22 protein-coding genes are annotated in these 22,868 nt (G+C 34.0%); 8 read left to right on the top strand and 14 right to left on the bottom strand.

Annotation, left to right across the window (positions count from 1 at the left end):
- Positions 1–7: 7 nt before the first annotated feature.
- From rplW to rpsL, 7 genes are all read right to left on the bottom strand, one after another.
- The gene (gene rplW / locus EJA19_RS04170; RefSeq protein ID WP_125467072.1) at positions 8–298 is read right to left on the bottom strand and encodes a 50S ribosomal protein L23; all 291 of its coding nucleotides are present in this window, start codon (positions 296–298) and stop codon (positions 8–10) included.
- 6 nt (positions 299–304) lie between these two features.
- Positions 305–934, bottom strand: a complete 630-nt coding sequence (gene rplD, locus EJA19_RS04165) for a 50S ribosomal protein L4 (protein ID WP_125467071.1) — start codon at positions 932–934, stop codon at positions 305–307.
- A complete protein-coding gene (gene rplC / locus EJA19_RS04160) occupies positions 934–1,551 on the bottom strand; it encodes a 50S ribosomal protein L3 (RefSeq protein WP_125467070.1) in 618 nt (205 codons plus the stop codon). The genes rplD and rplC overlap by 1 nt, the downstream gene beginning before the upstream one ends.
- 177 nt (positions 1,552–1,728) lie before the next feature.
- Positions 1,729–2,034 (bottom strand): 30S ribosomal protein S10, encoded by a 306-nt coding sequence (rpsJ, locus tag EJA19_RS04155; protein ID WP_007650482.1) that lies wholly within the window; start codon positions 2,032–2,034, stop codon positions 1,729–1,731.
- An 11-nt stretch (positions 2,035–2,045) separates the two neighbouring features.
- Positions 2,046–4,178, bottom strand: a complete 2,133-nt coding sequence (gene fusA / locus EJA19_RS04150; RefSeq protein ID WP_125467069.1) for an elongation factor G — start codon at positions 4,176–4,178, stop codon at positions 2,046–2,048.
- Positions 4,179–4,186: 8 nt separating this feature from the next.
- The gene (gene rpsG / locus EJA19_RS04145) at positions 4,187–4,663 is read right to left on the bottom strand and encodes a 30S ribosomal protein S7 (protein ID WP_125467068.1); all 477 of its coding nucleotides are present in this window, start codon (positions 4,661–4,663) and stop codon (positions 4,187–4,189) included.
- 22 nt (positions 4,664–4,685) lie between these two features.
- Positions 4,686–5,060: a 30S ribosomal protein S12 gene (gene rpsL, locus EJA19_RS04140; protein WP_036121756.1), complete on the bottom strand. Its 375-nt coding sequence runs from the start codon at positions 5,058–5,060 to the stop codon at positions 4,686–4,688.
- A gap of 178 nt (positions 5,061–5,238) precedes the next feature.
- On the opposite strand from rpsL, the gene EJA19_RS04135 reads away from it, so the two are divergent.
- The 6 genes from EJA19_RS04135 (at position 5,239) to rlmB (ending at position 14,289) form a co-directional block, all read left to right on the top strand.
- Complete coding sequence (locus tag EJA19_RS04135; RefSeq protein ID WP_240640204.1) at positions 5,239–6,936, top strand: POTRA domain-containing protein; 1,698 nt, start codon at positions 5,239–5,241, stop codon at positions 6,934–6,936.
- Positions 6,937–7,056: 120 nt separating this feature from the next.
- Positions 7,057–10,131: a SusC/RagA family TonB-linked outer membrane protein gene (locus tag EJA19_RS04130; protein ID WP_125467067.1), complete on the top strand. Its 3,075-nt coding sequence runs from the start codon at positions 7,057–7,059 to the stop codon at positions 10,129–10,131.
- An 11-nt stretch (positions 10,132–10,142) separates the two neighbouring features.
- Complete coding sequence (locus tag EJA19_RS04125; RefSeq protein ID WP_125467066.1) at positions 10,143–11,627, top strand: SusD/RagB family nutrient-binding outer membrane lipoprotein; 1,485 nt, start codon at positions 10,143–10,145, stop codon at positions 11,625–11,627.
- 11 nt (positions 11,628–11,638) lie between these two features.
- The gene (locus EJA19_RS04120) at positions 11,639–12,481 is read left to right on the top strand and encodes a hypothetical protein (protein ID WP_125467065.1); all 843 of its coding nucleotides are present in this window, start codon (positions 11,639–11,641) and stop codon (positions 12,479–12,481) included.
- Between the two features lie 18 nt (positions 12,482–12,499).
- Positions 12,500–13,486 carry a hypothetical protein gene (locus tag EJA19_RS04115; protein ID WP_125467064.1) on the top strand — a complete coding sequence of 329 codons (987 nt, stop codon included), beginning with the start codon at positions 12,500–12,502 and terminating at the stop codon, positions 13,484–13,486.
- A gap of 68 nt (positions 13,487–13,554) precedes the next feature.
- Positions 13,555–14,289: a 23S rRNA (guanosine(2251)-2'-O)-methyltransferase RlmB gene (gene rlmB, locus EJA19_RS04110; protein WP_125467063.1), complete on the top strand. Its 735-nt coding sequence runs from the start codon at positions 13,555–13,557 to the stop codon at positions 14,287–14,289.
- Here the strand turns inward: rlmB and EJA19_RS04105 are convergent.
- Positions 14,286–15,035, bottom strand: coding sequence for a rhomboid family intramembrane serine protease (locus EJA19_RS04105; RefSeq protein ID WP_125467062.1), 750 nt, complete (start codon positions 15,033–15,035; stop codon positions 14,286–14,288). The two genes, rlmB and EJA19_RS04105, sit on opposite strands and share 4 nt — an antisense overlap.
- A 101-nt stretch (positions 15,036–15,136) precedes the next feature.
- Here EJA19_RS04105 and EJA19_RS04100 point away from each other — a divergent pair, with 101 nt between their 5' ends.
- Positions 15,137–16,414 carry a replication-associated recombination protein A gene (locus EJA19_RS04100; protein ID WP_125467061.1) on the top strand — a complete coding sequence of 426 codons (1,278 nt, stop codon included), beginning with the start codon at positions 15,137–15,139 and terminating at the stop codon, positions 16,412–16,414.
- Here the strand turns inward: EJA19_RS04100 and EJA19_RS04095 are convergent.
- Genes EJA19_RS04095 through radC form a run of 4 tightly spaced genes read right to left on the bottom strand, consistent with a single transcriptional unit; the run spans position 16,411 to position 19,949 of the window.
- Positions 16,411–17,232 (bottom strand): hypothetical protein, encoded by an 822-nt coding sequence (locus tag EJA19_RS04095; protein ID WP_125467060.1) that lies wholly within the window; start codon positions 17,230–17,232, stop codon positions 16,411–16,413. The genes EJA19_RS04100 and EJA19_RS04095 overlap by 4 nt on opposite strands.
- A gap of 29 nt (positions 17,233–17,261) precedes the next feature.
- The gene (locus EJA19_RS04090) at positions 17,262–17,951 is read right to left on the bottom strand and encodes a YjjG family noncanonical pyrimidine nucleotidase (RefSeq protein ID WP_125467059.1); all 690 of its coding nucleotides are present in this window, start codon (positions 17,949–17,951) and stop codon (positions 17,262–17,264) included.
- Positions 17,941–19,242 carry a polysaccharide deacetylase family protein gene (locus EJA19_RS04085; protein ID WP_125467058.1) on the bottom strand — a complete coding sequence of 434 codons (1,302 nt, stop codon included), beginning with the start codon at positions 19,240–19,242 and terminating at the stop codon, positions 17,941–17,943. The genes EJA19_RS04090 and EJA19_RS04085 overlap by 11 nt, the downstream gene beginning before the upstream one ends.
- A gap of 8 nt (positions 19,243–19,250) precedes the next feature.
- A complete protein-coding gene (radC, locus tag EJA19_RS04080) occupies positions 19,251–19,949 on the bottom strand; it encodes a RadC family protein (RefSeq protein ID WP_125467057.1) in 699 nt (232 codons plus the stop codon).
- Positions 19,950–20,002: 53 nt separating this feature from the next.
- On the opposite strand from radC, the gene EJA19_RS04075 reads away from it, so the two are divergent.
- Positions 20,003–20,593: an FMN-binding negative transcriptional regulator gene (locus tag EJA19_RS04075; protein ID WP_125467056.1), complete on the top strand. Its 591-nt coding sequence runs from the start codon at positions 20,003–20,005 to the stop codon at positions 20,591–20,593.
- 42 nt (positions 20,594–20,635) lie between these two features.
- Here the strand turns inward: EJA19_RS04075 and EJA19_RS04070 are convergent, their stop codons facing one another.
- Both EJA19_RS04070 and EJA19_RS04065 read right to left on the bottom strand, forming a co-directional pair.
- The gene (locus tag EJA19_RS04070) at positions 20,636–21,988 is read right to left on the bottom strand and encodes a UDP-N-acetylmuramate--L-alanine ligase (protein WP_125467055.1); all 1,353 of its coding nucleotides are present in this window, start codon (positions 21,986–21,988) and stop codon (positions 20,636–20,638) included.
- 63 nt (positions 21,989–22,051) lie between these two features.
- Complete coding sequence (locus EJA19_RS04065) at positions 22,052–22,789, bottom strand: tetratricopeptide repeat protein (RefSeq protein ID WP_125467054.1); 738 nt, start codon at positions 22,787–22,789, stop codon at positions 22,052–22,054.
- Positions 22,790–22,868 lie beyond the last annotated feature (79 nt).

The raw sequence follows: 22,868 nt of genomic DNA, 5'->3' as shown, positions 1-22,868 counted from the left end.
AGTCTATTTACATATTACTGTATAAATCAATAATCTCACCTTCCGCCACTTGAACAATAGCTTTTTTAATAGCTTTTGTTTTTCCGTTTTGAATTCCCGTTTTTGTATAACGAGTACTTCTTTCTGGGCGGACATTTATCGTACGAACTTTTTCAACAGAAACACCATAAGCAGCTTCTACCGCTTCTTTAATTTCTATCTTGTTCGCCTTTGTATTCACCTCAAAAGCATAAGCATTCAAAGTCTCACTTTGAGTGGTCGCTTTTTCTGTGATTATAGGTTTTATTAAGATGTTCATGGTTCCTTATTTACTTAAATTCGTTTCAATTCCTTCTAATGAACTCTCAAAAAGCACTACTTGATTTGCATTAACAATCTTATAAGTGCTTAATTCAGAGCTATTTACAACTTCGTGCCCTTGTAAATTACGTGACGACAAATATACATTATTATTTGACGCTCCCAACACAAAGAGTGATTTTTTATCATCTAGGCTTAAGGCTTTTAGCACTGCTTTGAACTCTTTTGTTTTTGGAGTTTCAAAGTTTAAGTCTTCTAGTACTGTAATCGCTTTCTCATTTGCTTTAATTGTTAAAGCTGATTTACGTGCTAAACGTTTAAGGTTTTTGTTTAATTTAAACCCGTAATTTCTAGGTCTTGGACCAAACATACGTCCACCACCTTTAAAAACACCAGATTTAATACTTCCTGCTCTTGCAGTACCAGTACCTTTTTGTTTTTTAATTTTACGTGTACTTCCAGCAATTTCTGCTCTTTCCTTAGCCTTGTGTGTTCCTTGACGTTGATTAGCTAAATATTGCTTCACGTCTAAATAAACAGCATGGTTGTTTGGCTCTATAGCAAACACATCTTTAGAAAGTTCAACCTTTCTTCCTGTGTCTTTTCCGTTTATATCTAAAACTGCTACTTTCATTACTTTCTTACAATTACATAAGCGTTTTTGTGTCCAGGAACGCATCCTTTAACAACAAGTAAGTTCTTTTCTGGAACTACTTTTAAAACTCTTAAATTTTGAACTTTCACTTTCTCGCCACCCATTCTTCCGGCCATTCGCATACCTTTAAATACACGTGCAGGATATGATGCAGCACCAATAGATCCAGGAGCTCTTAAACGGTTATGTTGACCGTGTGTTGCTTGACCAACTCCACCAAAACCGTGTCTTTTAACAACACCTTGGAATCCTTTACCTTTTGATGTACCTGAAACATCAACAAATTCTCCTTCAGCAAAATGCTCTACTGTAATAGCATCGCCTAACTTGTACTCCTCATCAAAACCTTTAAATTCAACAACTTTGCGTTTTACAGAAGTACCTGCTTTTTTAGCATGACCTAAGTCTGCTTTTGTAGCACTTTTTTCTGTCGCGTCATCGAAACCTAATTGAACAGCGTTGTAGCCATCAACTTCGTCAGTTCTGACTTGGGTAACGATACATGGTCCAGCTTGGATAACTGTACATGGAATGTTCTTTCCATTGTCATCGAAAATGCTGGTCATACCGATTTTTTTTCCTATTAACCCAGACATAATTATTAATTAAAATTTATTATTACTTACTTATTTAAAAAATTTCAGGGTCAAAATACTTTTCAACCCTGAAATGTATTTTTACCGTTTTTCCCGCGACCGCATCGGTGGGACATTTTCATTCTCGCGAAAGCGGGAATCTCTTTCTGAGAGATACCTGCCTACACAGGTGTGTGATTATACTTTAATCTCAACTTCTACACCACTTGGCAACTCTAGTTTCATCAAAGCATCGATAGTTTTTGATGACGAGCTATAGATATCAAGTAATCTTTTGTAAGAACTTAATTGAAATTGCTCTCTAGATTTTTTGTTTACGTGTGGTGAACGTAGTACAGTAAAAATTTTCTTGTGTGTTGGTAATGGAATTGGTCCCGTTACTACAGCTCCAGTGCTTTTTACTGTTTTTACAATCTTATCAGCAGATTTATCTACTAAGTTGTGATCGTATGATTTTAGTTTTATTCTAATTTTTTGACTCATTTTCGTAAAATTTAAGCTTCAACTCCTCCTTGCGCAGCTTTAATCACTTCTTCTGCAATGTTAGAAGGTGTTTCTGCATAATGTGAAAATTCCATAGTAGATGTTGCTCTACCAGATGATAAAGTACGTAACGATGTTACATATCCAAACATTTCAGATAATGGCACATCTGCCTTTATTACTTTAGAACCTGCTCTGTCGCTCATGTTATTAACTTGGCCACGACGACGGTTAAGGTCTCCAACAATATCTCCCATGTTTTCTTCAGGAGTTAACACTTCTAATTTCATGATTGGCTCCATGATTACAGCTTTTGCAGCTTTTGCAGCAGCTTTAAATCCTAATTTAGCAGCCAATTCGAATGATAATTGATCTGAATCCACATCGTGATAAGATCCATCTGTTAAAGTAACTTTCATAGCATCTACTTCGTATCCTGCTAATGGACCGTTTTGCATAGCCATTTTAAATCCTTTTTCTACAGAAGGAATGAATTCTTTTGGTACGTTACCACCTTTAATTTCAGAGACAAACTCAAGACCTTGCTTACCTTCTTCAGCTGGTTCAAGAGTAAATACGATATCTGCGAATTTACCACGACCACCAGATTGTTTCTTGTAAGTTTCTCTGTGTTCAGCTCTTTGTGTTACGGCTTCTTTGTACTCTACTTGAGGTTGACCTTGGTTAACCTCTACTTTAAATTCACGTTTAAGGCGATCTACAATAATATCTAAGTGAAGCTCACCCATTCCTGATATAATTGTTTGTCCTGAAGCTTCGTCTGTTCTTGCAGTAAATGTAGGATCTTCTTCTGCTAATTTAGCTAAAGCCATACCTAATTTATCTACATCGGCCTTAGTTTTAGGCTCAACAGCGATACCAATTACTGGGTCTGGGAATTCCATAGATTCTAAAACGATTGGTGATTTTTCATCTGATAATGTATCACCTGTTTTAATATCTTTAAATCCTACTGCAGCTCCAATATCTCCTGCTTCAATATATTCGATTGCATTTTGCTTGTTTGAATGCATTTGGTAAATACGTGAAATACGCTCTTTTTTACCAGAACGGTTATTTAACACATAAGAACCTGCATCTAATCTACCAGAGTATGCACGGAAGAAAGCTAAACGACCAACAAAAGGATCGGTTGCAATTTTAAATGCTAACGCTGAAAAAGGCGCTGTTACATCTGGTTTACGTGTTGTATCTTCTCCTGTATTTGGATCTGTACCCACGATAGCATCCTTATCTACTGGTGAAGGCAAGTAACGGCAAACAGCATCTAATAAAAACTGTACACCTTTGTTCTTAAATGCCGAACCACAAATCATTGGAATAATAGACATATCCATAACTGCTGCACGTAATGCTGCGTGGATTTCATCTTCTGTGATAGACTCTTCATCTTCCATGAATTTTTCTAGAAGATTTTCGTCGTATCCAGCTACTTCCTCGATAAGGTTTGCTCTATATTCTTTTACTTCGTCTTTCATGTCTTCAGGAATATCGATTACGTCAAACGTAGAACCGAAATTATCCTCATGCCAAACGATAGCTCTGTTTTTTACTAAATCTACAATACCTCTAAAGTCTGCTTCATCACCAATTGGTAATACAATTGGTACGGCGTTAGACCCTAGCATATCTTTTACTTGTTGGCATACTGCTAAAAAGTTAGATCCTTGACGGTCCATCTTGTTAACAAATCCCATACGTGGTACTTTGTAGTTATCTGCTAATCTCCAGTTAGTTTCTGATTGTGGCTCAACACCATCAACAGCACTAAACAAGAACACTAAACCATCTAATACTCTTAACGAACGGTTTACCTCTACGGTAAAATCAACGTGTCCTGGAGTATCAATAATGTTAAAATGGTATCCTTTTGTATCTGGTAATTCTTTAGCATTTTCCATTGGGAATTTCCAAGTACAAGTTGTTGCAGCCGAAGTAATGGTAATACCTCTTTCTTGCTCTTGTTCCATCCAGTCCATAGTTGCAGCACCATCGTGCACTTCACCTATTTTATGAGAAACTCCTGTATAGAAAAGAATACGCTCTGTAGTTGTTGTTTTACCTGCATCAATATGAGCGGCAATCCCTATATTTCTTGTATATTTTAAATCTCTTTGTGCCATTTTATATTTTAGAATCTAAAGTGAGAGAATGCTTTGTTTGCTTCTGCCATTCGGTGAGTATCTAAACGTTTCTTAACGGCAGCACCTTCTTCTTTAGCTGCAGCTAAAATCTCAGCAGCTAATTTTTGAGGCATTGATTTTTCGTTTCTTTTTCTCGAAAAGTTAATTAACCACTTCATAGCAGTTGACACTTTACGGTCTGGACGAATTTGCATTGGAATTTGAAATGTTGCACCACCTACACGACGACTACGTACTTCTACGTGTGGCATCACATTTGAAAGTGCATCTTTCCATATTTCTAAAGCTGTTTTTTCGTCATCTGTTTTCTTTTGCTCTACGATATCTATTGCTTCGTAAAACACTTTAAAAGCCACAGACTTCTTCCCATCCCACATCATCATATTAACGAAACGAGTTACTAACTGGTCGTTAAAACGTGGATCCGGCAAAAGAGGCCTTTTTTTCGCTTGTCTTTTTCTCATGTCTTCTTCTTAAAGTTTTTAATTACTTCTTAGGGCGTTTTGCACCATACTTAGATCTACGTTGCGTTCTACCTTGAACACCTGCGGTATCCAATGCACCACGAACAATGTGATATCTAACACCTGGTAAATCTTTTACCCTTCCACCTCTAACCAATACTATCGAGTGCTCTTGTAAATTGTGTCCTTCTCCTGGGATGTATGCGTTTACTTCTTTACCATTAGTTAACCTTACCCTTGCAACTTTACGCATTGCTGAGTTAGGTTTTTTTGGTGTAGTCGTATATACACGCGTACAAACCCCACGTCTTTGTGGACACGAATCTAAAGCAGCCGATTTACTCTTCTTGGTTATTTTGGCTCTTCCTTTTCGTACTAATTGTGAAATTGTTGGCATATATTTCTATATAAAATTATTTTAACCCTCACTTTTGAGGGCTGCAAAGGTAGAAATAAAAATTAATTTTTCAAATGTTATTACATTAATTTTCAAGCGAATTAAAATTTTGACACGCCTTTCATATCATATAATTACATTTTACGTTAGCTTTACACACCAAACCCTGCTTTAAAACGTGTTTAGAACTTTTATTTTACTCCTTATTATATACTGTGTAAATATTGATTTAGGTTTTAGCCAAAACTTAAAATTAAAAATTACCAGCAAAGATAGCTTAGAGACACAAATTATACACCAAACAGGATACAAAACCACTCACGATAATTTTAAATCCGCAATCAACGAAATCGACAGTTTAAAATCCAAACTCATTAAAAGTGGGTTTATAGAAGCAAAAGTTTACAACGTTAAAAAAAAGCACGACAGTCTTGTAACCTGCAAGATGTTGCTAGGAAGCAAAATTGATTCGGTAAAAATTTTCTTTAACAACAAAGAGCACAACATCAAAACACACCTTAACAACATTACTAATAGTGAAGTTTTTGAGAATTATATTACAATCCCTTTCGAACAAACTCAAAACACACTCGAACAACTAAGTGCCAAGATAATTGAATCGGGAGACCCATTTTCGACAGTAAAACTGACAAAACAATTTATAAATAAAAACATCCTAGAAGCCAATTTGGACATAACTCAAAAAACAGAGAGTAGAAAAATTGACAAGATTATAATTAAAGGTTATGAAAAATTCCCAAAGGCATACTTAAAGCATAATCTAAAAATTAAAGAAGGGAACGTATTCAATTTAAATAAAATTAAACAACAACTATCTAATTTAAATCAGCTTCGATTTTCGAGTCAAATTAAAGATCCTGAAGTTTTATTCACCAAAGACTCTACTATATTATATGTATATCTTAAAAAAACCAAAAGCAATAATTTTGATGGCTTTTTAGGTTTTGGAACAAATGAAGAAAACGGCAACTTAGAATTTAATGGCTACCTTAACCTCGATTTAAACAATAATCTAAATTTAGGTGAATCGTTCTCCTTAATATATAAAAGTGATGAAAACGACCAACGCACGTTTAATGCTAACTTAAAAATACCGTATCTTTTTAACTCTCCAATAGGAGCCCAATTACAATTAAACTTATTTAAAAAAGACTCCTCATTTACAACAGCATCGCAAAACGTCAAACTTTTATATCAGTTAAATACAAAAAATGAAATATCGGCGGGGATAAAATCAATAAAGTCAAATAACTTATTAAGTAACACCAGCAATTTTACACCTATTGAAGATTACGAATCCTTTTTCTACAGCATAGGCTACCTACACCAAAACCTTCAAACAAATAATCGTTTATTCCCTATTTCCACATATATAAACCTAGAATTCGGGACAGGATATAGAAATAATGAAGAAAAACACGAACAACATGATTTATTTATCGACACTTATAAAACCTTTAATTTAAACCGGAAAAACAGTATTTTCTTAAGAGCAAATGGCGGCTATTTAATCTCCAATAATTATTTAGAAAACGAACTCTACCGGTTTGGAGGAATAAATTCCATTAGAGGATTTAAAGAAAACAGCCTGTCTGCAAATTTATATGGTATCCTTAATACGGAATACAGATATTTGCTAAGTCAAAGCATTTACCTTCATACCATTATAGATTTCTCTTACTTAGAAAATGATATAGCAAACCAAAAAGAAAAGCTTTACGGTTTTGGATTAGGTTTTGGCATATTAACAAAAGCAGGACTATTAAAATTTAACTACGCCAACGGCAAAACTGAAACCCAAAACTTCAAGTTTTCAAACTCTCAAGTACACCTAAGCTTAACTTCATTTTTTTAGGAAAACTTTAGCTTCACACGGTGATTTTCGCAAAAAAATTCAAAATTTTAACCCTTATTTATTGTTTAATTAACTTTTTATTATGATTTTTGGCGTAGACTAATTCAAATAAAATATAAAATGAAAACAAAGTTTAGTGGAATTTTAACGCTATTCCTAGCGTTTGTTGTGCAACTTTCGTTCGCGCAAGAAAAACAAATTTCAGGAACAATTTCCGATGAAAACGGATTACCTCTTCCTGGAGTTAATGTCATTGTTAAAGGGACTACTAACGGTACCCAAACAGACTTCGACGGTAATTACTCTATCACTGCAAACCAAGGTGATGTATTGTCTTACTCTTTCGTAGGTTACGCTACTAAAGAAATGACTGTTGGTGCTTCTAACACCATGAGCTTCGCTATGGATCCTGATGTTCAGGCTATTGACGAAGTAGTAATTACAGCCTTAGGTATTAAAAGGGAAAAGAAAGAAATTGCTTATCAAGCAGAAGCCATTGAGAGTGAGAAGTTAAGTACGGTTAACCCTACTACAGCTGCTCAAGGTCTTGTTGGTAAGATTTCTGGTCTTCAAATTAATGTTCAAGATAACGGTGTAAATCCTTCTTCTCAGATACTGTTAAGAGGTTTACGTTCTATTGGTCAAAACAACTCAGCATTGATTGTTATTGACGGTTCTAGAGCTACTCAAGGGGCGTTTGATGATTTAAACCCAAATGATATTGAGAATATCAACGTTCTTAAAGGATCTACGGCTGCTGCTTTATATGGATCAGATGCTGCAAATGGTGCCTTAATTGTTACCACTAAAAGAGGTAAAGAGAACTCTAAGTTCACTGTTGGCGTAAGATCAACTACCACATTTACTCAAGTGGCTTATATGCCTGATTTCCAAACTGAATATGGTACTGGATGGCAAGGTGACTATGACCCAATTGAAAACACTAACTGGGGACCTCGTTTTGACGGTGTTCCAAGACAAGTTGGACCAACTTTTGATGATGGTACATACCAAACCTTACCATATGCGCCAGTAGATGATAATTTATTGAATTTTTATCAAACGGGGGTTAACCTTCAAAACAATGTATACTTTACAGGTGGGGGTAAAAACAGTTCTTTCTACATGTCTTTAGGTCATCAAGATACAGAAGGTATTATTAAGAATGATGATTACGAAAGAACAACTGTTAGAGTTAATGCTTCTCAAAGGTTAGGTAATCTAGAATTATCTTTAAACTCTAGTTTTTTCAGAGACAATACAAATGTTGTAGGGAGTACTATAGGTTCTCAAGACAGACCTCTATACTGGTTTGTATTGAATACCCCTGCAAATATTCCTTTAGAAAATTATCAAGATTGGAGAAACGATTTGTATGCCTCTCCTGATGGCTACTTTAACGGATATTATCAAAACCCTTATTGGGCAATCGATACTAACAGAAACACTGATAGAACTAACAGATTGAATGGTAACATTCAAGCAAGTTGGGATGTTGCTGACTGGTTAAATATTACAGGAAGGTTTAGTTTGAATAGAGCTACAGGTACTGGTAAAAACTGGAGAGCTGAACAAAATTATACAGGAGCTTACACAAGACCTGATGCAGTATCTTCTTTTGTTACAGATAGTGAGTTTCAATCTACTATTTATACATCAGATTTATTAGCTACAGGTAATTTTACTTTATTTGAGGATTTTAGCCTTAAAACTATCTTAGGTGCTACAAGTTACAATCAACGTTATAGACAGAGTTCTATTACGGCTAACAACTTAAGTATTTTAGGTTTTTATGACATTTCAAATGGTACAGGTGAATTACAAGGAACAGTAGATGAACAAGAGAAAAGAACCTATGGTTTCTTTGCTGATGTTACCTTAGGATACCGTGACTTTATATACTTAAATGCATCAGGAAGACAAGATTACACATCTACACTAAATCCTGATGATAATAGTTACTTCTATCCTGCTATCGGATTGTCTTTTGTAGTATCTGAAGCTTTCCCATCAATTAAAGAAGGACCTATAGATTTACTTAAAATATCAGCTAACAATTCTACAGTATATAACGATTTACCAATATACCAAATTAATGAACGTTATGCTCAATCAGGATCATTCCCTTTTGGTACTATAAATGGATTCTTTGCTCCAGGAACTTTTGTTGATCCTGATATTAAGAAAGAAAAAATAAATTCAACTGAGATTAACTTGAATTTATCTATGTTCACAGGACGTCTTACTTTAGATGGTTCTTATGCTAAAACTATGATTACTGATAACATTGTAAACACCACGCCTTCTGTAGCATCTGGTGGTACTAACTTCTTAACTAATATTGGTGAGTTAGAAAACAATGCTTTTGATTTTACCTTAGCTGGTGATATTTTAAGATCAGATAATGGATTAAACTGGAACTCTGCACTAACATTCTCATCTGCAGAAACTACAGTAAATAAGATTGGAAATGGAGTTACTAGTGTTAACTTAGGTAGCAATATTTATGCTATTGAAGGAGAGGTTTTCCCTCAAATACAAGCAACCTCTTATGTTAGAGACCCTCAAGGTAGAATTGTTGTAGATGCTACTAATGGTAGACCTCTAATTGGTGATTTAAAGCCATTAGGAAAAACAACCCCGGATTATGTTATTGGTTGGACTAACTCTTTAAGCTATAAAGGCTTTAATTTATCTGGTACGCTAGATTATAGAACAGGTCACGTATATTACTCTCAATTAGCAGATGCTATGGAGTTTACCGGTAGATCTGTAGAAAGTGTATCTACAAATAGACAAGATTTTGTGATGCCTAACTCCGTTATTAACGTAGGTACAGCTGAAAACCCACAATACGTTGCAAACAATAATATACCTGTAACAGGTGGTAGACAAAGTTATTGGACAGACACATATAATGACATTAAAGAAAATTACGTAAGAGATGCTACAGCAGTTAAGCTACGTGAAATTGCTTTATCTTATGACTTACCTAGTAAGTTAATTGAAAACTTAAAGCTATCTAAAGTATCTATAGGTGTTGTTGGTAGAAACTTAATTACTTGGTTGCCTGAAGAAAATAGATTTTCAGATCCAGAATTTAATAACACTAACAGTAATGCTATTGGTACTGGTGGTTACTTCCAATCACCTCCAACACGTTCGTATGGATTTAATGTAAATATTGAATTTTAAAAAAAAAGATAATGAAAAGAATAAAAAATATAATAACAGTATTATTTGTTTCTATAGGTTTATTTTCTTGTAGCGATAGCTATTTAGATGTAAATGAAGATCCAAATAATCCAACTGAAGTTGGTGCAGAATTAATGCTTCCTGTTGCACAGGTATATTCTGCTAACACTCAATTTGCAAATAGATATACAAATACTCTAGGGAATATGCTTATGTACAACTGGAGTCAAAGTGATGGATTCTCTTGGTATTACGATGAATTTGAATATCAAGTAAATGCTACCTTTTATGATAGAATTTTTGATTATTCGTATGGAAATACGTTAAAGCAATACCAAGCTTTAGCTAATCTAGAAGGAGCTGAAAATGCTAATTATGTAGCTATCGCTGAAATCATGAAAGCCTTTCACATGCAAATATTAGTAGATGCTTATGGAGATGTACCATACTCTGAAGCTTTACAAAGAGGAGATAATCCAACTCCTGGTTACGATGATGCAGAAACTATTTATGATGATTTAATTGTAAAGTTAACTAATGCTATTGCCATGATAAACAATGCAGATGAAACTGCTGTAATTCCTGGTGAAGATGATATCATGTTTGGTGGTAATATGACGTCTTGGAAACAATTTGCTAATACCGTCAAATTAAGAATTTTAGTAAGACAATCTGGTATGGCTTCTAAACAAGCTTATATCACCACTGAAATGAATGCTATAATGAATGAAGGCTCTGGATTTATTACAAACAATGTTGCTGTAAACCCAGGTTACCTTAATGAAGAAGGTAAACAAAGTCCATTTTATGCCGCTTATGGTTTAACTGTTGCTGGTGAAACGCAAAATAACGGTCAAGCTACTTGTGCTTCAGATTACGTGGTTCAGAAATTGATTAACTTTAATGATCCTAGAATAGACCGTCTTTACACTTTACCTGTAGAGCCATTAACCATAGGTCATGTTGGTATACCACAAGGTGTACTTAATTACCCTGCGGACGATTCCTGGGAGCCAGAACATGTTTCTTTATTAGGTCCTGGTGTTTTAAGCAGTCCTCAGCAAGATGCGACTATTTTCACACTTGATGAAGCTTTATTTTTACAAGCTGAAGCTGCCCAAAGAAATCTAATGACTGGAGATGCTCAATCATTATATGAGTCTGCTATTACAGCTTCATTTAATTTCTTAGGTGCTGGAGATGCTTCTGCATATTATAGCCAATCTATAGAAAATGTAGGTTGGAATGCTTCTAGTGATAAAATAGAAGCTATTATAACTCAAAAGTGGATCGCTTTAAATGGTACTAACGGTTTTGAATCTTGGATTGAATATAATAGAACAGGATTCCCTTCTGATGTACCAGTATCAATGTTAGCGACTACTCCTGATAGACCTGTAAGATTAGCTTATCCTAATAGTGAAGTTACTTCTAACTCAGGAAATTTACCTAACCAGCCTGATGTATTCAATACAAAAATATTTTGGGCAAACTAAAAAATAGAAAAATGAAAAATTATAGAATATTAAGTTTATTATTATGTTTTGTAGCATTAACTATGACAACCTCTTGTTTAGTTGATGATGAAGTTGAATCTGATAGCTATGGTGATTCTCCTAGTTTGGCTGGTTTCACATCAGCTGCAAGAAATCTAAGTGCTGTAGCTGATGGCGAAGATAAGCAGTTTGGTATCGACTTAAGTTTAGTTGGACCTGCTTCTGTAGGTAACGTAGGTAGTGTTGATGTTGTTGTATCTGTTGATCCATCTTCTACTGCAATTGAAGGGACTCATTACAGTTTAACTTCTATGTCTACTACTCTGCAAGCTTCAAACAACTATATCGGAAGCCTACCTTTAACGGTAATTACCGAAGGAATTACGCCTCCACTAGCTGTATCTCCAGTTTTAAAACTGAATATTGAGTCTGTAAATGGATCTAATGTAATTCCTAACGGATTAAAAGATGGAATCACATTAACTTTTATTTACCAATGTTTTGCAGACCTATCTGGAACTTATGTAGTAACTAATGATTTTTGTGGTCCAACTTTTACTACTACAATTGCATCTGACGGACAAGGTGGATGGCTTATAGGTAGTGCAGATGGTGGTTTCTTACACCAATGTACTTCTAACACATCTTTATTAAATGCTGGTACTATCATTGAGCTATGTGGTGAGATTTTACCTAGTACAAACTTAGAATTTGGTACAGATGGAGGATATGGTATTGGAGATATACTAGGAGGTACATGGAATGGTGAAACAGGTGTTTTAACTATGCAACATCAAGATGTATTCTTTAATGGAGGACCATTCTTCTGGACATCAACTTATACAAGACAATAATTAAATTAAATAACGATTATGAAAAATTTAAAATATTTATATACCTCTCTTCTATCTTTAGTTTTGGTTTTTTCATGTGATTATGAAAAAGCTAAGATAGATACTGAAGATCCAGGTTCTGTGAACAATAAATCAACAGCAACTATAACAAGTAGTGTTTCTGGTGATGTAAACGAAGGGCAAACTATCGACTTTTTAGTTGAATTTGATAAGCCTACAGCTTACAACGTAGATTTAGTTGCTGTATTAAAAAGTGGAACTGCAGATGAAGACGATGTACAATTAGGAGGAAGTAGAATTTCTGCTTATAGCACCTCAACTACTGTTTCTGTTACTATTTCCGCTGATGATCTTTATGAAGAAGATGAAACAGCAACTATTCATATAGAACCAGCTAGTCCAGCTAGTTCTTATTATGTTCACCCAGATAGTAATCTAAATGCGGGCACATTTACTATTAAAAATGTAGCTTCAAATGAGTTAGATTTAGTATTTGATTGGGATCAAACATTTACTTACTCAGGAAGTGAATTTACATTATGCCAAATAGCATATGATAATGACTTTCTTTTATTTAATGGTGCAGACGGTAGCTTTATTGATTATTTAGCTGCTACTGCAGATTGTCCTGAAGTTGCTCATGTAGATATTTCTTCATTAGCCGATGGTGATTACCTTATCATTCAAAATATCTGGGATGATGGTGGATTACAGCCAACTGGTTTAGATTTCTTAATCCCAGTTACCGTTGAATATTCTAGAGGTGGTTCTACTTTAAGTGGTTCATATACTCAAGCTGATGCTAATGCATATAGCTCAACTCATGGATCAGACCCTGATGGATTAGATTTAACATATGTTATGTCTTTTAATATCACTAATGGTGTTGTAACGCTTTTTGATGATACTACTGGAACAGAAATTGGTTCAGGTAGAGCTGCAGCTCCTAACTCTAACATATCGTTAAATAACTTACACGGTTATGAAGGTGCTTTAAGAAAATAATTTTCTTTTAACTTTATAAACTTAAAAGCGACTGAAAATTTCAGTCGCTTTTTTTATACCTTTACCCCATGGAAAAAAACACTCAAATATTTGGTTTACGTGCTATTATTGAAGCCATAGAATCTGGAAAAACAGTCGATAAACTTTTTATCCAAAAAGGCTTACAAGGCGAATTATATAAAGAGCTACATGATCTCGTTAAAAAAGAAAATATTTCCTATAGCGTAGTTCCTGTTGAAAAATTAAATAGACTCTCACATAAAAATCATCAGGGTGTTGTTGCGCAAATCTCACCTATCGACTTTTATGATTTAGATAACTTGGTTATGAGTGTTATAGAATCTGGGAAAACGCCTCTATTTTTGTTGTTAGACCAACTAAGCGATGTTAGAAACTTTGGTGCTATTATAAGAACTGCCGAATGCACAGGCGTTAATGGTATCATTATTCAGAAAAAAGGTGGTGCTCCAGTAAATGCTGATACTATTAAAACAAGTGCTGGGGCTGTATTTAAAATTCCTATTTGTAAAGTAGACCATATTAAAGATGCCGTATTTCATTTACAAGCTTCTGGTATAAAAGTGGTCGCTGCTACCGAAAAGACAGATCACTATATTTACGATGTATCTTTTAAAGAACCTACAGGTATTATAATGGGAGCTGAAGGCAAAGGTATTTCTCCATCAGTTTTAAAAGCTGTAGATGCTAAAGCTAAACTACCCTTACTAGGTGATATAGACTCTTTAAATGTATCTGTGGCGTGTGGAGCATTTTTATATGAAGTAGTTAGGCAAAGACGTTAATCCTCGTCTTCTTTAAAAATATAATTTACCTCAATAGAGGAGCTTTCATCAGTTTCAGGGTTTTCTTCTTGGTCTGGCAATGTTTCAATAAAATTACCATCTTCATCAAAATGTTTTAAAAATGGATCATCATCTTCATTATACTCAGGATTTTCCCATTCATATTTAATAGGTTTTGCTATCTTATTTCTAAAAATAAAAGCAAACAATAATCCTGTTATTAACCCCGACAAGTGGCCTTCCCAAGACATTTGTTCTTTAACAGGAAAAATGTACCATAACATACTTCCATAGAGAAAAACAACCAATAAAGACAAAGCAATAAGTCGGAAATGTTTCGCAAAAACGCCCTTAAAAAAAGTAAAACTTACTAATACATAAATAACGCCACTTGCTCCAATATGGTAAGATGGTCGCCCAATAACCCAAGTTAGCAAACCCGATAGTAAAATACCATACACAATAACTTTCCATGCAATGTCTTTATAGAAAAAAAACATGGCCGCTGTTAAAACAAATAACGGTATTGTATTATGATATAAGTGCGTAATATTGGAATGTATTAAAGGGCTAAAAAAAACACCTTTTAGACCAGGCAACGTTTGTGGGTAAACACCTAAAAAGGTAAAATCTATGCCAAATCTAATCTCAACCCAAAATACAATCCAAATAATTAAAACAAATAGAATTGGGTAAAGTATAACACCATTAGTAAACTTAAAATTGTCGTCTTGTAAGTGATTCATAGAAACATTATTAGCAAAAGCTAATCCAATATAGACAGATGTGATAAAATGTCAGCAATTAACGTCTTTTAATTCCACATAAATTACATTATTTTTACCACATGAACGAACCATTGGCAGAACGATTACGACCAAAATCATTGGAAGACTACATTAGTCAAAAACATCTTGTGGGTGACAAAGGTGTACTAACCAAACATATTGAGCAAGGTATTATTCCATCTATGATTTTTTGGGGACCGCCCGGAACAGGAAAAACGACCTTAGCCAACATTATTGCTGAACAATCAAAAAGACCATTTTATACACTTAGTGCTATAAATTCTGGTGTAAAAGACGTTCGAGAAGTTATTGAAAAAGCAAAAAATAGTGGCGGCTTGTTTACAACTAAAAACCCTATTTTATTCATTGATGAGATCCATAGGTTTAGTAAATCGCAACAAGACTCCTTATTGCAAGCCGTTGAAAAAGGCTGGGTTACTTTAATTGGTGCCACAACAGAAAACCCAAGCTTTGAAGTTATTCCTGCACTATTATCGCGATGTCAGGTTTATATTTTAAATGCTTTTGAAAAAAGCGATTTAGAAGCACTCTTAACGCGTGCGATTGAAAAAGATGAACAACTAGCCAAAAAAAATATTACTCTCAAAGAAACCGATGCTTTATTACGTCTTTCTGGTGGCGACGCTAGGAAACTACTTAATATTTTTGAATTAATCATTACATCGGAAACCGCAGAAGAAATTACCGTAACAAACGAATTTGTTTTAAATAAAGTACAAAGTAATACAGTGCGTTACGATAAAACAGGCGAACAACATTACGATATTATTTCTGCTTTTATAAAATCTATTCGTGGTAGCGACCCCAATGGCGCTGTTTACTGGTTGGCAAGAATGATTGAAGGTGGTGAAGATGTTAAATTTATAGCAAGACGCTTATTAATTTTAGCAAGTGAAGATATTGGAAATGCTAATCCTACGGCATTAGTAATTGCTAATAATACATTCCAAGCGGTTTCTGTTATAGGCAATCCAGAATCTAGAATTATTTTAAGTCAATGTGCCACTTACCTAGCCTGCTCGCCTAAAAGTAATGCTGCATATCAAGCCATTAATTCGGCACAAACTTTGGTAAAACAAACTGGTGATTTAAGTGTACCTCTTGAAATTAGAAATGCGCCAACTAAATTAATGAAAGATTTAGGGTATGGCGATAATTATAAATACGCCCATAATTACACTAACAATTTTGCCGAACAAGAATTTCTTCCTAAAGAAATTACCGGAGAAAAATTTTACGATCCTGGTAATAATGCACGAGAAAAGGCACACCGTGACTTTTTAAAAAATCGTTGGAAAAATAAATACAATTATTAAAACTTAAGATTTATAACTTTAACTTTTAAGTTTTCAGCATTTAATTGCTCTGCTTTTACCCAATTACCGTTAAGTTTATAAACAACAGCATTTTTATCTTTAATCATATAAATATCTTCCTTTCCTGTATATAATAATGTAAACACCTTTTCACCATTGGCAAAAACATCATATGAAAATACGCTATTGGAAATAAGTTTGGCTTGATACACTAACGCTGAATCAGTGTCCTTAGAAGGAGAAACTTCTTTTATTTCCTTATTTGTTGTAGCAATACCTAAGTTAACAGTATTATCTACTGATTTTGTGTTATCTTCTTTTAGTTGTTTTATTTCTGCCTTTAGTTGTTTCACCTCTTCACTATCGCTTTTGTTATCCTCTGGCAATGGTTCGTAAGCGTATTGTAACATATCTATAGACACAAAAGCATCTCTAAGTGCTTTATTATAAGCTACAACATACTTTTTTTCTCTACTTTCTCCTAGTTTAGATTCGTAAACGATATCCTTTTTGCAGTCCTTTAAAACTACTTTTAATTTGGTTAAAAACAGCCCCCCATCTTTTTCTACATTGCTATACAAAGCTAAACAACCATTTTTTTGCAAATCTTCTGGATATTCATCGCCTTCCATAAGAGCTGTAAAACCATATTTCTCAAATAAAAATTTTGATAATGAGTTTAATCGGTATTTATCTGGTTCCCCTAAAAAATCATAACTCTTAGGAACGACAACATATTTATAGTTGTTTATAGTTTTTTGTGCGTAAGCTGATAATGTTAAAAACAGCGTTATCAACACTAAACAAGTCTTTTTCATGTTTAATATTTTAATTGTAAATATAATATTTATAAGTAGTTTTCTAGCTCTTGTAAATCCTTAATCTGTTTAATACTATTATCTACAGGAGTATTATTTAAATTATAGAAAATAGCATCAATACCAACATCTAATGCGCCATAAATATCGGCTTCCAAATTATCACCTATCATAATACTTTGCTCTGCTGATGTATTTGCTGCTGTTATAGCATGATTAAAAATTTTCGAGTTTGGTTTCTTTACCCCAACTGATTCAGAATCGGTTACCGATTTAAAGAAAACATCAATTTTAGAATTGACTAATTTTTTTCGCTGTACTTGATTAAAACCATTGGTAATTATATGCAATGTATAATCATTTGACAAATAGTGCAATATATCTACAGCATTGCTAAAAAGATGGTTATAAGTAGATAGATAAGTAATATAATCGTCTGAAAGTTTATTTATTGTGGTTTCATGTACTTCTAATTTTAGCATAGAAAACGTGTCATGTAATCTATTAAATCTAAGGTTTTTCTTATCAATTTTTTCTTCACGGTATAGTTTCCAATATTGAAAATTTATGGGTTCGTATACAGAGACAAACTCATCTAAATCTATTTCAATATCATTTATTTTAAATATTTTATCAAAAGTTAGCTTTGAGTTTTTATCAAAATCCCAAAGTGTATGGTCTAAATCAAAAAAGATATCTGTTATTCCGTTAAGCTTCATATGTAGAATCTAACATTAAATTAAAAAGTTCTTTAAATCCTTGCCAACGTTCTATTTCGCTAAAGGTATAATTATGAAACACTGGAGCAAACTCACCATTTACCGCTTTAATTTCATGAATCAACTCATTAACGGCTTTTTTCTTATCTAATTGCGAGTGCGTTTTTAATAACGCATAGTCCATTAAATGGTAAGGATGAACCTTTAATGGCGTTTGTATTTCATAATCTAAGTCGTAAAAAAAGAATGGCGTACATGTTCCTGCACGAAAACCTAAATGATTAACATAGCCCATAGTATAATCCTCAAAAATTTCTAAATCAACCAAATTACGATAAGCTTCGGGTAAATTAAGTTTTGAAAACGATTGTCTAGAAGCCGATAATGAGGTATTTAATATAGATTCCATTCGCTTTTTTTCTTTTTTAAGAATAGTACTATTCTCTAAAGCAAAATACGAAGCTTTTAAGCCTACATGGCAATAATCTGCTACATGTTTTATTAATGAAATATATTGCTTTTTTTGTGCGCTAACACCTTTGTCAAAAGTTGAATAATCACCAATTAAAAAGAAAAATTGAAACTTAAAGTTATACTGTTTTTGTTTATTAAGAATGTACTTATAAGTATCGAAAGGATCATGACGTAAACCAAACAGTACTAAAAATCTTAAGTATAATTTTTTAAACTTTAAATTTACCACATCTTTTAAAATTCCTCCTATAGTTCTAAGCAGGCCTTTTTGTTTAAAATCGTAAGGTGAAGGAACATCTATTATAGGTTTCACGGTATAGCTCCTTTCTGGAAATTGAAACTCTGGAAACTGCTTTTGCAAGACGGTTTTTAGTTTGTAAGCCCAAATATCAATAACAGGCTGATGTAAAAAATCGTGCTTAAATGCCATACTTTCTGTGGCTGTAAAACGCCCATAATCGTCTTTTACATGCGGCAAATACTCTTCGTAACGACTTAATAAGTAAAACGTTGCTGCAAAAACATCAAAAGGTAAAGTACTCTTTTCTGATGTAGAAAAAAAGCCTTTAGTATCGTCCCATTTTTGAACGTGAATATCTAAATCGGATAATCCTTGCTCAAATAATAACTCATGGCTTCTTACAAAAACCTCACTACTTAGTGACTGTTTCGTGTAAGACATTTTTATACTATCGTGTGCAATAAACTCTTCTACTTTGGTCGTGAAATTTACAGGAATACCTAAAATTCGTGTACAAATATGCTTAAACGCATAGGTTAATCGCGGCGTAATTTTATGGGTATAAACTAATAGCATAAAATAATTTACATAATACCTTCATCGGCAAAGCTAAAGTAAGCATTTTCGGTTACGATAAGATGATCCAAGACTTTTATATCCAAACTTTGTCCTGCCTGCTTTAATTTTTGGGTGATTTGTTTATCGGCTTCACTCGGCTTTAACGTTCCCGATGGATGATTATGAACTAAAATCACCGCTGTAGCACCACATTCCAAAGCCGTTTTCATTACCAAACGTACATCAACCAAAGTTCCCGTAATACCACCTTTACTTAATTGAAGCTTTTGTAAAACTTTATTAGAATTGTTTAAATATACAATCCAAAACTCTTCGTGTGGTAATTCGCCTATAATAGGTTGCATTAATTCAAAAACCGAAATACTGGAAGTTATTTTTTTTCGTTCCAAAGCTTCCTCTCCTCTACGTCGCCTACCTAACTCCATAGCTGCAGCAATACTTATAGCCTTAGCTTCACCTATTCCTTTAAATGCCATTAATTGTTTTAAGGAGAGTTTCCCTAATTCATTTAAGTTATTATCTACACTCGCTAAAATACGTTTACAAAGCTCGACAGCACTTTCTTCTCGACTTCCTGAACTTATAAGAATAGCTATCAACTCGGCATCGCTTAATACAGCTTTGCCTTTATCGCGGAGTTTTTCTCTTGGTTGGTCATCTTGATTCCAATGTTTTATAGAAAACGAACTTGATTTATCGGTCATTTTATAAATATAAATATTGTATTTTTATAAATCAACTTACAGGACATTCTAAATTGGCGTACCCACCTAAAATTCATCAAGATAACAACAAAGCACACATGATAGCCGTGATGCAAGCGTTTCCTCTAGCTACAGTTATTTCGGTAAAAAATAGTAATCCTATTATTACACATTTACCACTTATTTATAGTAATGATAAACTTATTGGTCATTTAGATAAATTTAATCCACACGCCGAATTATTACAAGATAACCAAGCAGTTACCATTATTTTTTCTGGTCCACAATGTTACATTTCACCCAGCATATACAAAACCGAACAGCTTCCCACCTGGAACTATGTAAAAGTGCATTTAAAAGGTACGGTTTCTAAAATTGATAATGTTGAAACCGTAAAGCAAAGTATGATTAGCATGACAGCATTTCTTGAACCAGAAAATGCTTATGTTTTAAAAGCCGGCAACCCAAAAATGGAAGCTTACTTGCCTTACGTAATTGGGTTTGAAATAACTATAACACATTGGGAAGGTAAATTTAAACTCTCGCAAAATCGAAATAAAGAGGATTTTGAGCTGGCTACAAAAGCGCTTAAAAGGCATTCACAAAAAAGTATTGAAACGTTTTTGAGCAAGATTTTTTTATAAACCATCTTGAACGAGAAACATAATTCAGAGTGACAAAGGTCATTAAACCAATTCTTTTACCTCTTTAAAATCCAAACCACCATAATTTCCAGAACTCATTAGCAACAAAGCCTTGTTGTTAAAATCTTGGGAAAATAAGTAATCTTTAAAATCGCTTGGATTGGTATAAATAATTAAATCATCTCGCTCAAAAGCTTGGGCTATTTGCTCGTGAGTAATAGCATCAAGTTTTTTAATCTCAACAGCGTGTGGTGAGTAAAACACTACGGCAACATCGGCAGCATCTAAAGCGCCTTTATATTCTTTTAAAAACCCGGCATTTAAACTACTATAAGTATGTAATTCTAAACAGGCTACCAAAGTTCGGTTAGGGTATTGCTCTTTTAAAGCTTTGGTAGTTGCTTTTACTTTACTTGGTGAATGCGCAAAATCTTTGTAAGCTACACTAGTTTCGCTATCGGCTATTTTTTCCAAGCGTTTGCTTGCACCTTTAAAAGTGGCAATGGCTTCGTAAAAATCATCCTCATCAATACCCATATGTTGGCAAATCCATTTAGCGCCAGCCAAATTATTTAAATTATGAGCGCCAAAAATTTCAATAGGCATTGGCCCTTCTGGCGTGTCTAAAAGTGTTTCGCCATTTTCAATAGTATATTCTGGAGTGTGATACCCTATTTTTCGTATCGGGTTTTCGCTAGCTTCTACAACGCGTTTCACCTCATCATCTTCTTCATTAAAGTTAATACTACCGCCTTGTACAATGCTATCAACAAAAATTTTGAATTGCTCCACATAGTTTTCATAAGTTGGAAATACATTAATATGATCCCAAGCAATACCACTCAATAAAGCGATATTGGGTTTGTACAAATGAAATTTGGGACGTCTGTCTATGGGAGAACTTAAATATTCATCGCCTTCCAAAACAATAAAATCGTTGTCTTCGGTGAGTTTCACCATCACATCAAACCCTTCTAGCTGTGCGCCAACCATAAAATCGACATCGCGATCATGATAGTTCATCACATGTAAAATCATAGATGTTATGGTAGTTTTACCATGACTTCCGCCAATAACTACACGTGTTTTATCTTTAGATTGTTCGTATAAAAACTCGGGATAACTATAGATTTTTAATCCTAATTCTTGGGCTTTTAACAGCTCGGGGTTATCTGCCTTGGCATGCATTCCTAATACAATGGCATCAAGGGTTTTGTTAATTTTCTCAGGAAACCATCCAAACGCTTTTGGTAGCAACTCTTTGGCTTCTAATCGTGATTTTGACGGATCGAAAATCGTGTCGTCACTACCAGTTACTTGATATCCTTTATTGTGCAATGCTATGGCTAAATTATGCATAGCTGCACCACCAATAGCGATAAAATGTACATTCATAAAACTTGCGATTGAAACCTCAAAGATATAGGTTTTTCTTGGAAGCATGAAGCATAGAAAGTCTTAATCTATTTTCGTTTCTATTTCAGAAATGCGCTCCAAAAGGCTATCGTCTCCTAACTTTTTGTAGGCTTCTTGTAGAGTATTGACAGCCATTTGGTATTTTTCAAAAGTTATATATAAGTCTACCAAATGCATGTAACAGGTTTTGCTACCACCAATAGTAATGGCGTGTTTGTAATTAGTTTCAGCAGTTTTAAAGTCTTTTTTGTATTCAGACACTTGTCCTAAAGCTAGAAAACCATCAACAACGGATAAAGCTTGCAATTTTTTAGCGTAATTCAAGGCTTTCTTGTTGCTTCCTCCTACAATTCCTGGAACATACAAATAGTAATGTACCAAAGCCCAATGTGCGTTAATATGACTGGGGTTGAGTTGTATTGCCTTTAAGAAAGCTAGCTCAACATCATTAATCATCATTAAGGCCTGTAATTTACTAACCGTTTTAGCTTTCATACCTAACGCACCACCATATTTATAATGATAATTGGCGTTTTGTGGCTGTAATTCAACCAAGTTTTTATAAATGTTAATAGCATGATCCCATTCTTTTAAATGACTGTAAGCATCTCCTAAAAGTTCTTGTAACTTTAAACTTTCTGGCTGGGACTCTATATATGTTTTGGCTTGTTCTTTTGCTGCGTAATATTTTTTTTGGGCTATTAAACTTGATATATTCTCTACTTCAGATTGTCCAAAAGCTGAAATAGTACACAAAAAAAAGATAACTAACCGAAGCATATCAAACTGTAGAAATTAAAAAATTGCTTTGTCAAGATTACTTAAAATTTGGCTAACTTTACTCATTCAAAACTACATT

This window comes from Mangrovimonas spongiae (genome assembly GCF_003944795.1).
Classification (GTDB): Bacteria; Bacteroidota; Bacteroidia; order Flavobacteriales; family Flavobacteriaceae; genus Mangrovimonas; species Mangrovimonas spongiae.
This window is presented reverse-complemented; position numbering and strand designations above follow the sequence as displayed.

What these genes read in the sequence shown, in the direction of transcription:
- EJA19_RS04105 (WP_125467062.1), bottom strand. Translation starts at nt 15,035, where the DNA reads ATGAATCACTTACAAGACGACAATTTTAAGTTTACTAATGGTGTTATA.
- EJA19_RS04120 (WP_125467065.1), top strand. Translation starts at nt 11,639, where the DNA reads ATGAAAAATTATAGAATATTAAGTTTATTATTATGTTTTGTAGCATTA.
- EJA19_RS04070 (WP_125467055.1), bottom strand. Translation starts at nt 21,988, where the DNA reads ATGAATGTACATTTTATCGCTATTGGTGGTGCAGCTATGCATAATTTA.
- radC (WP_125467057.1), bottom strand. Translation starts at nt 19,949, where the DNA reads ATGACCGATAAATCAAGTTCGTTTTCTATAAAACATTGGAATCAAGAT.
- EJA19_RS04085 (WP_125467058.1), bottom strand. Translation starts at nt 19,242, where the DNA reads ATGCTATTAGTTTATACCCATAAAATTACGCCGCGATTAACCTATGCG.
- EJA19_RS04115 (WP_125467064.1), top strand. Translation starts at nt 12,500, where the DNA reads ATGAAAAATTTAAAATATTTATATACCTCTCTTCTATCTTTAGTTTTG.
- fusA (WP_125467069.1), bottom strand. Translation starts at nt 4,178, where the DNA reads ATGGCACAAAGAGATTTAAAATATACAAGAAATATAGGGATTGCCGCT.
- rplD (WP_125467071.1), bottom strand. Translation starts at nt 934, where the DNA reads ATGAAAGTAGCAGTTTTAGATATAAACGGAAAAGACACAGGAAGAAAG.
- EJA19_RS04065 (WP_125467054.1), bottom strand. Translation starts at nt 22,789, where the DNA reads ATGCTTCGGTTAGTTATCTTTTTTTTGTGTACTATTTCAGCTTTTGGA.
- rpsG (WP_125467068.1), bottom strand. Translation starts at nt 4,663, where the DNA reads ATGAGAAAAAGACAAGCGAAAAAAAGGCCTCTTTTGCCGGATCCACGT.
- EJA19_RS04130 (WP_125467067.1), top strand. Translation starts at nt 7,057, where the DNA reads ATGAAAACAAAGTTTAGTGGAATTTTAACGCTATTCCTAGCGTTTGTT.
- rlmB (WP_125467063.1), top strand. Translation starts at nt 13,555, where the DNA reads ATGGAAAAAAACACTCAAATATTTGGTTTACGTGCTATTATTGAAGCC.
- rplC (WP_125467070.1), bottom strand. Translation starts at nt 1,551, where the DNA reads ATGTCTGGGTTAATAGGAAAAAAAATCGGTATGACCAGCATTTTCGAT.
- EJA19_RS04100 (WP_125467061.1), top strand. Translation starts at nt 15,137, where the DNA reads ATGAACGAACCATTGGCAGAACGATTACGACCAAAATCATTGGAAGAC.
- EJA19_RS04095 (WP_125467060.1), bottom strand. Translation starts at nt 17,232, where the DNA reads ATGAAAAAGACTTGTTTAGTGTTGATAACGCTGTTTTTAACATTATCA.
- rplW (WP_125467072.1), bottom strand. Translation starts at nt 298, where the DNA reads ATGAACATCTTAATAAAACCTATAATCACAGAAAAAGCGACCACTCAA.
- rpsJ (WP_007650482.1), bottom strand. Translation starts at nt 2,034, where the DNA reads ATGAGTCAAAAAATTAGAATAAAACTAAAATCATACGATCACAACTTA.
- EJA19_RS04090 (WP_125467059.1), bottom strand. Translation starts at nt 17,951, where the DNA reads ATGAAGCTTAACGGAATAACAGATATCTTTTTTGATTTAGACCATACA.
- rpsL (WP_036121756.1), bottom strand. Translation starts at nt 5,060, where the DNA reads ATGCCAACAATTTCACAATTAGTACGAAAAGGAAGAGCCAAAATAACC.
- EJA19_RS04125 (WP_125467066.1), top strand. Translation starts at nt 10,143, where the DNA reads ATGAAAAGAATAAAAAATATAATAACAGTATTATTTGTTTCTATAGGT.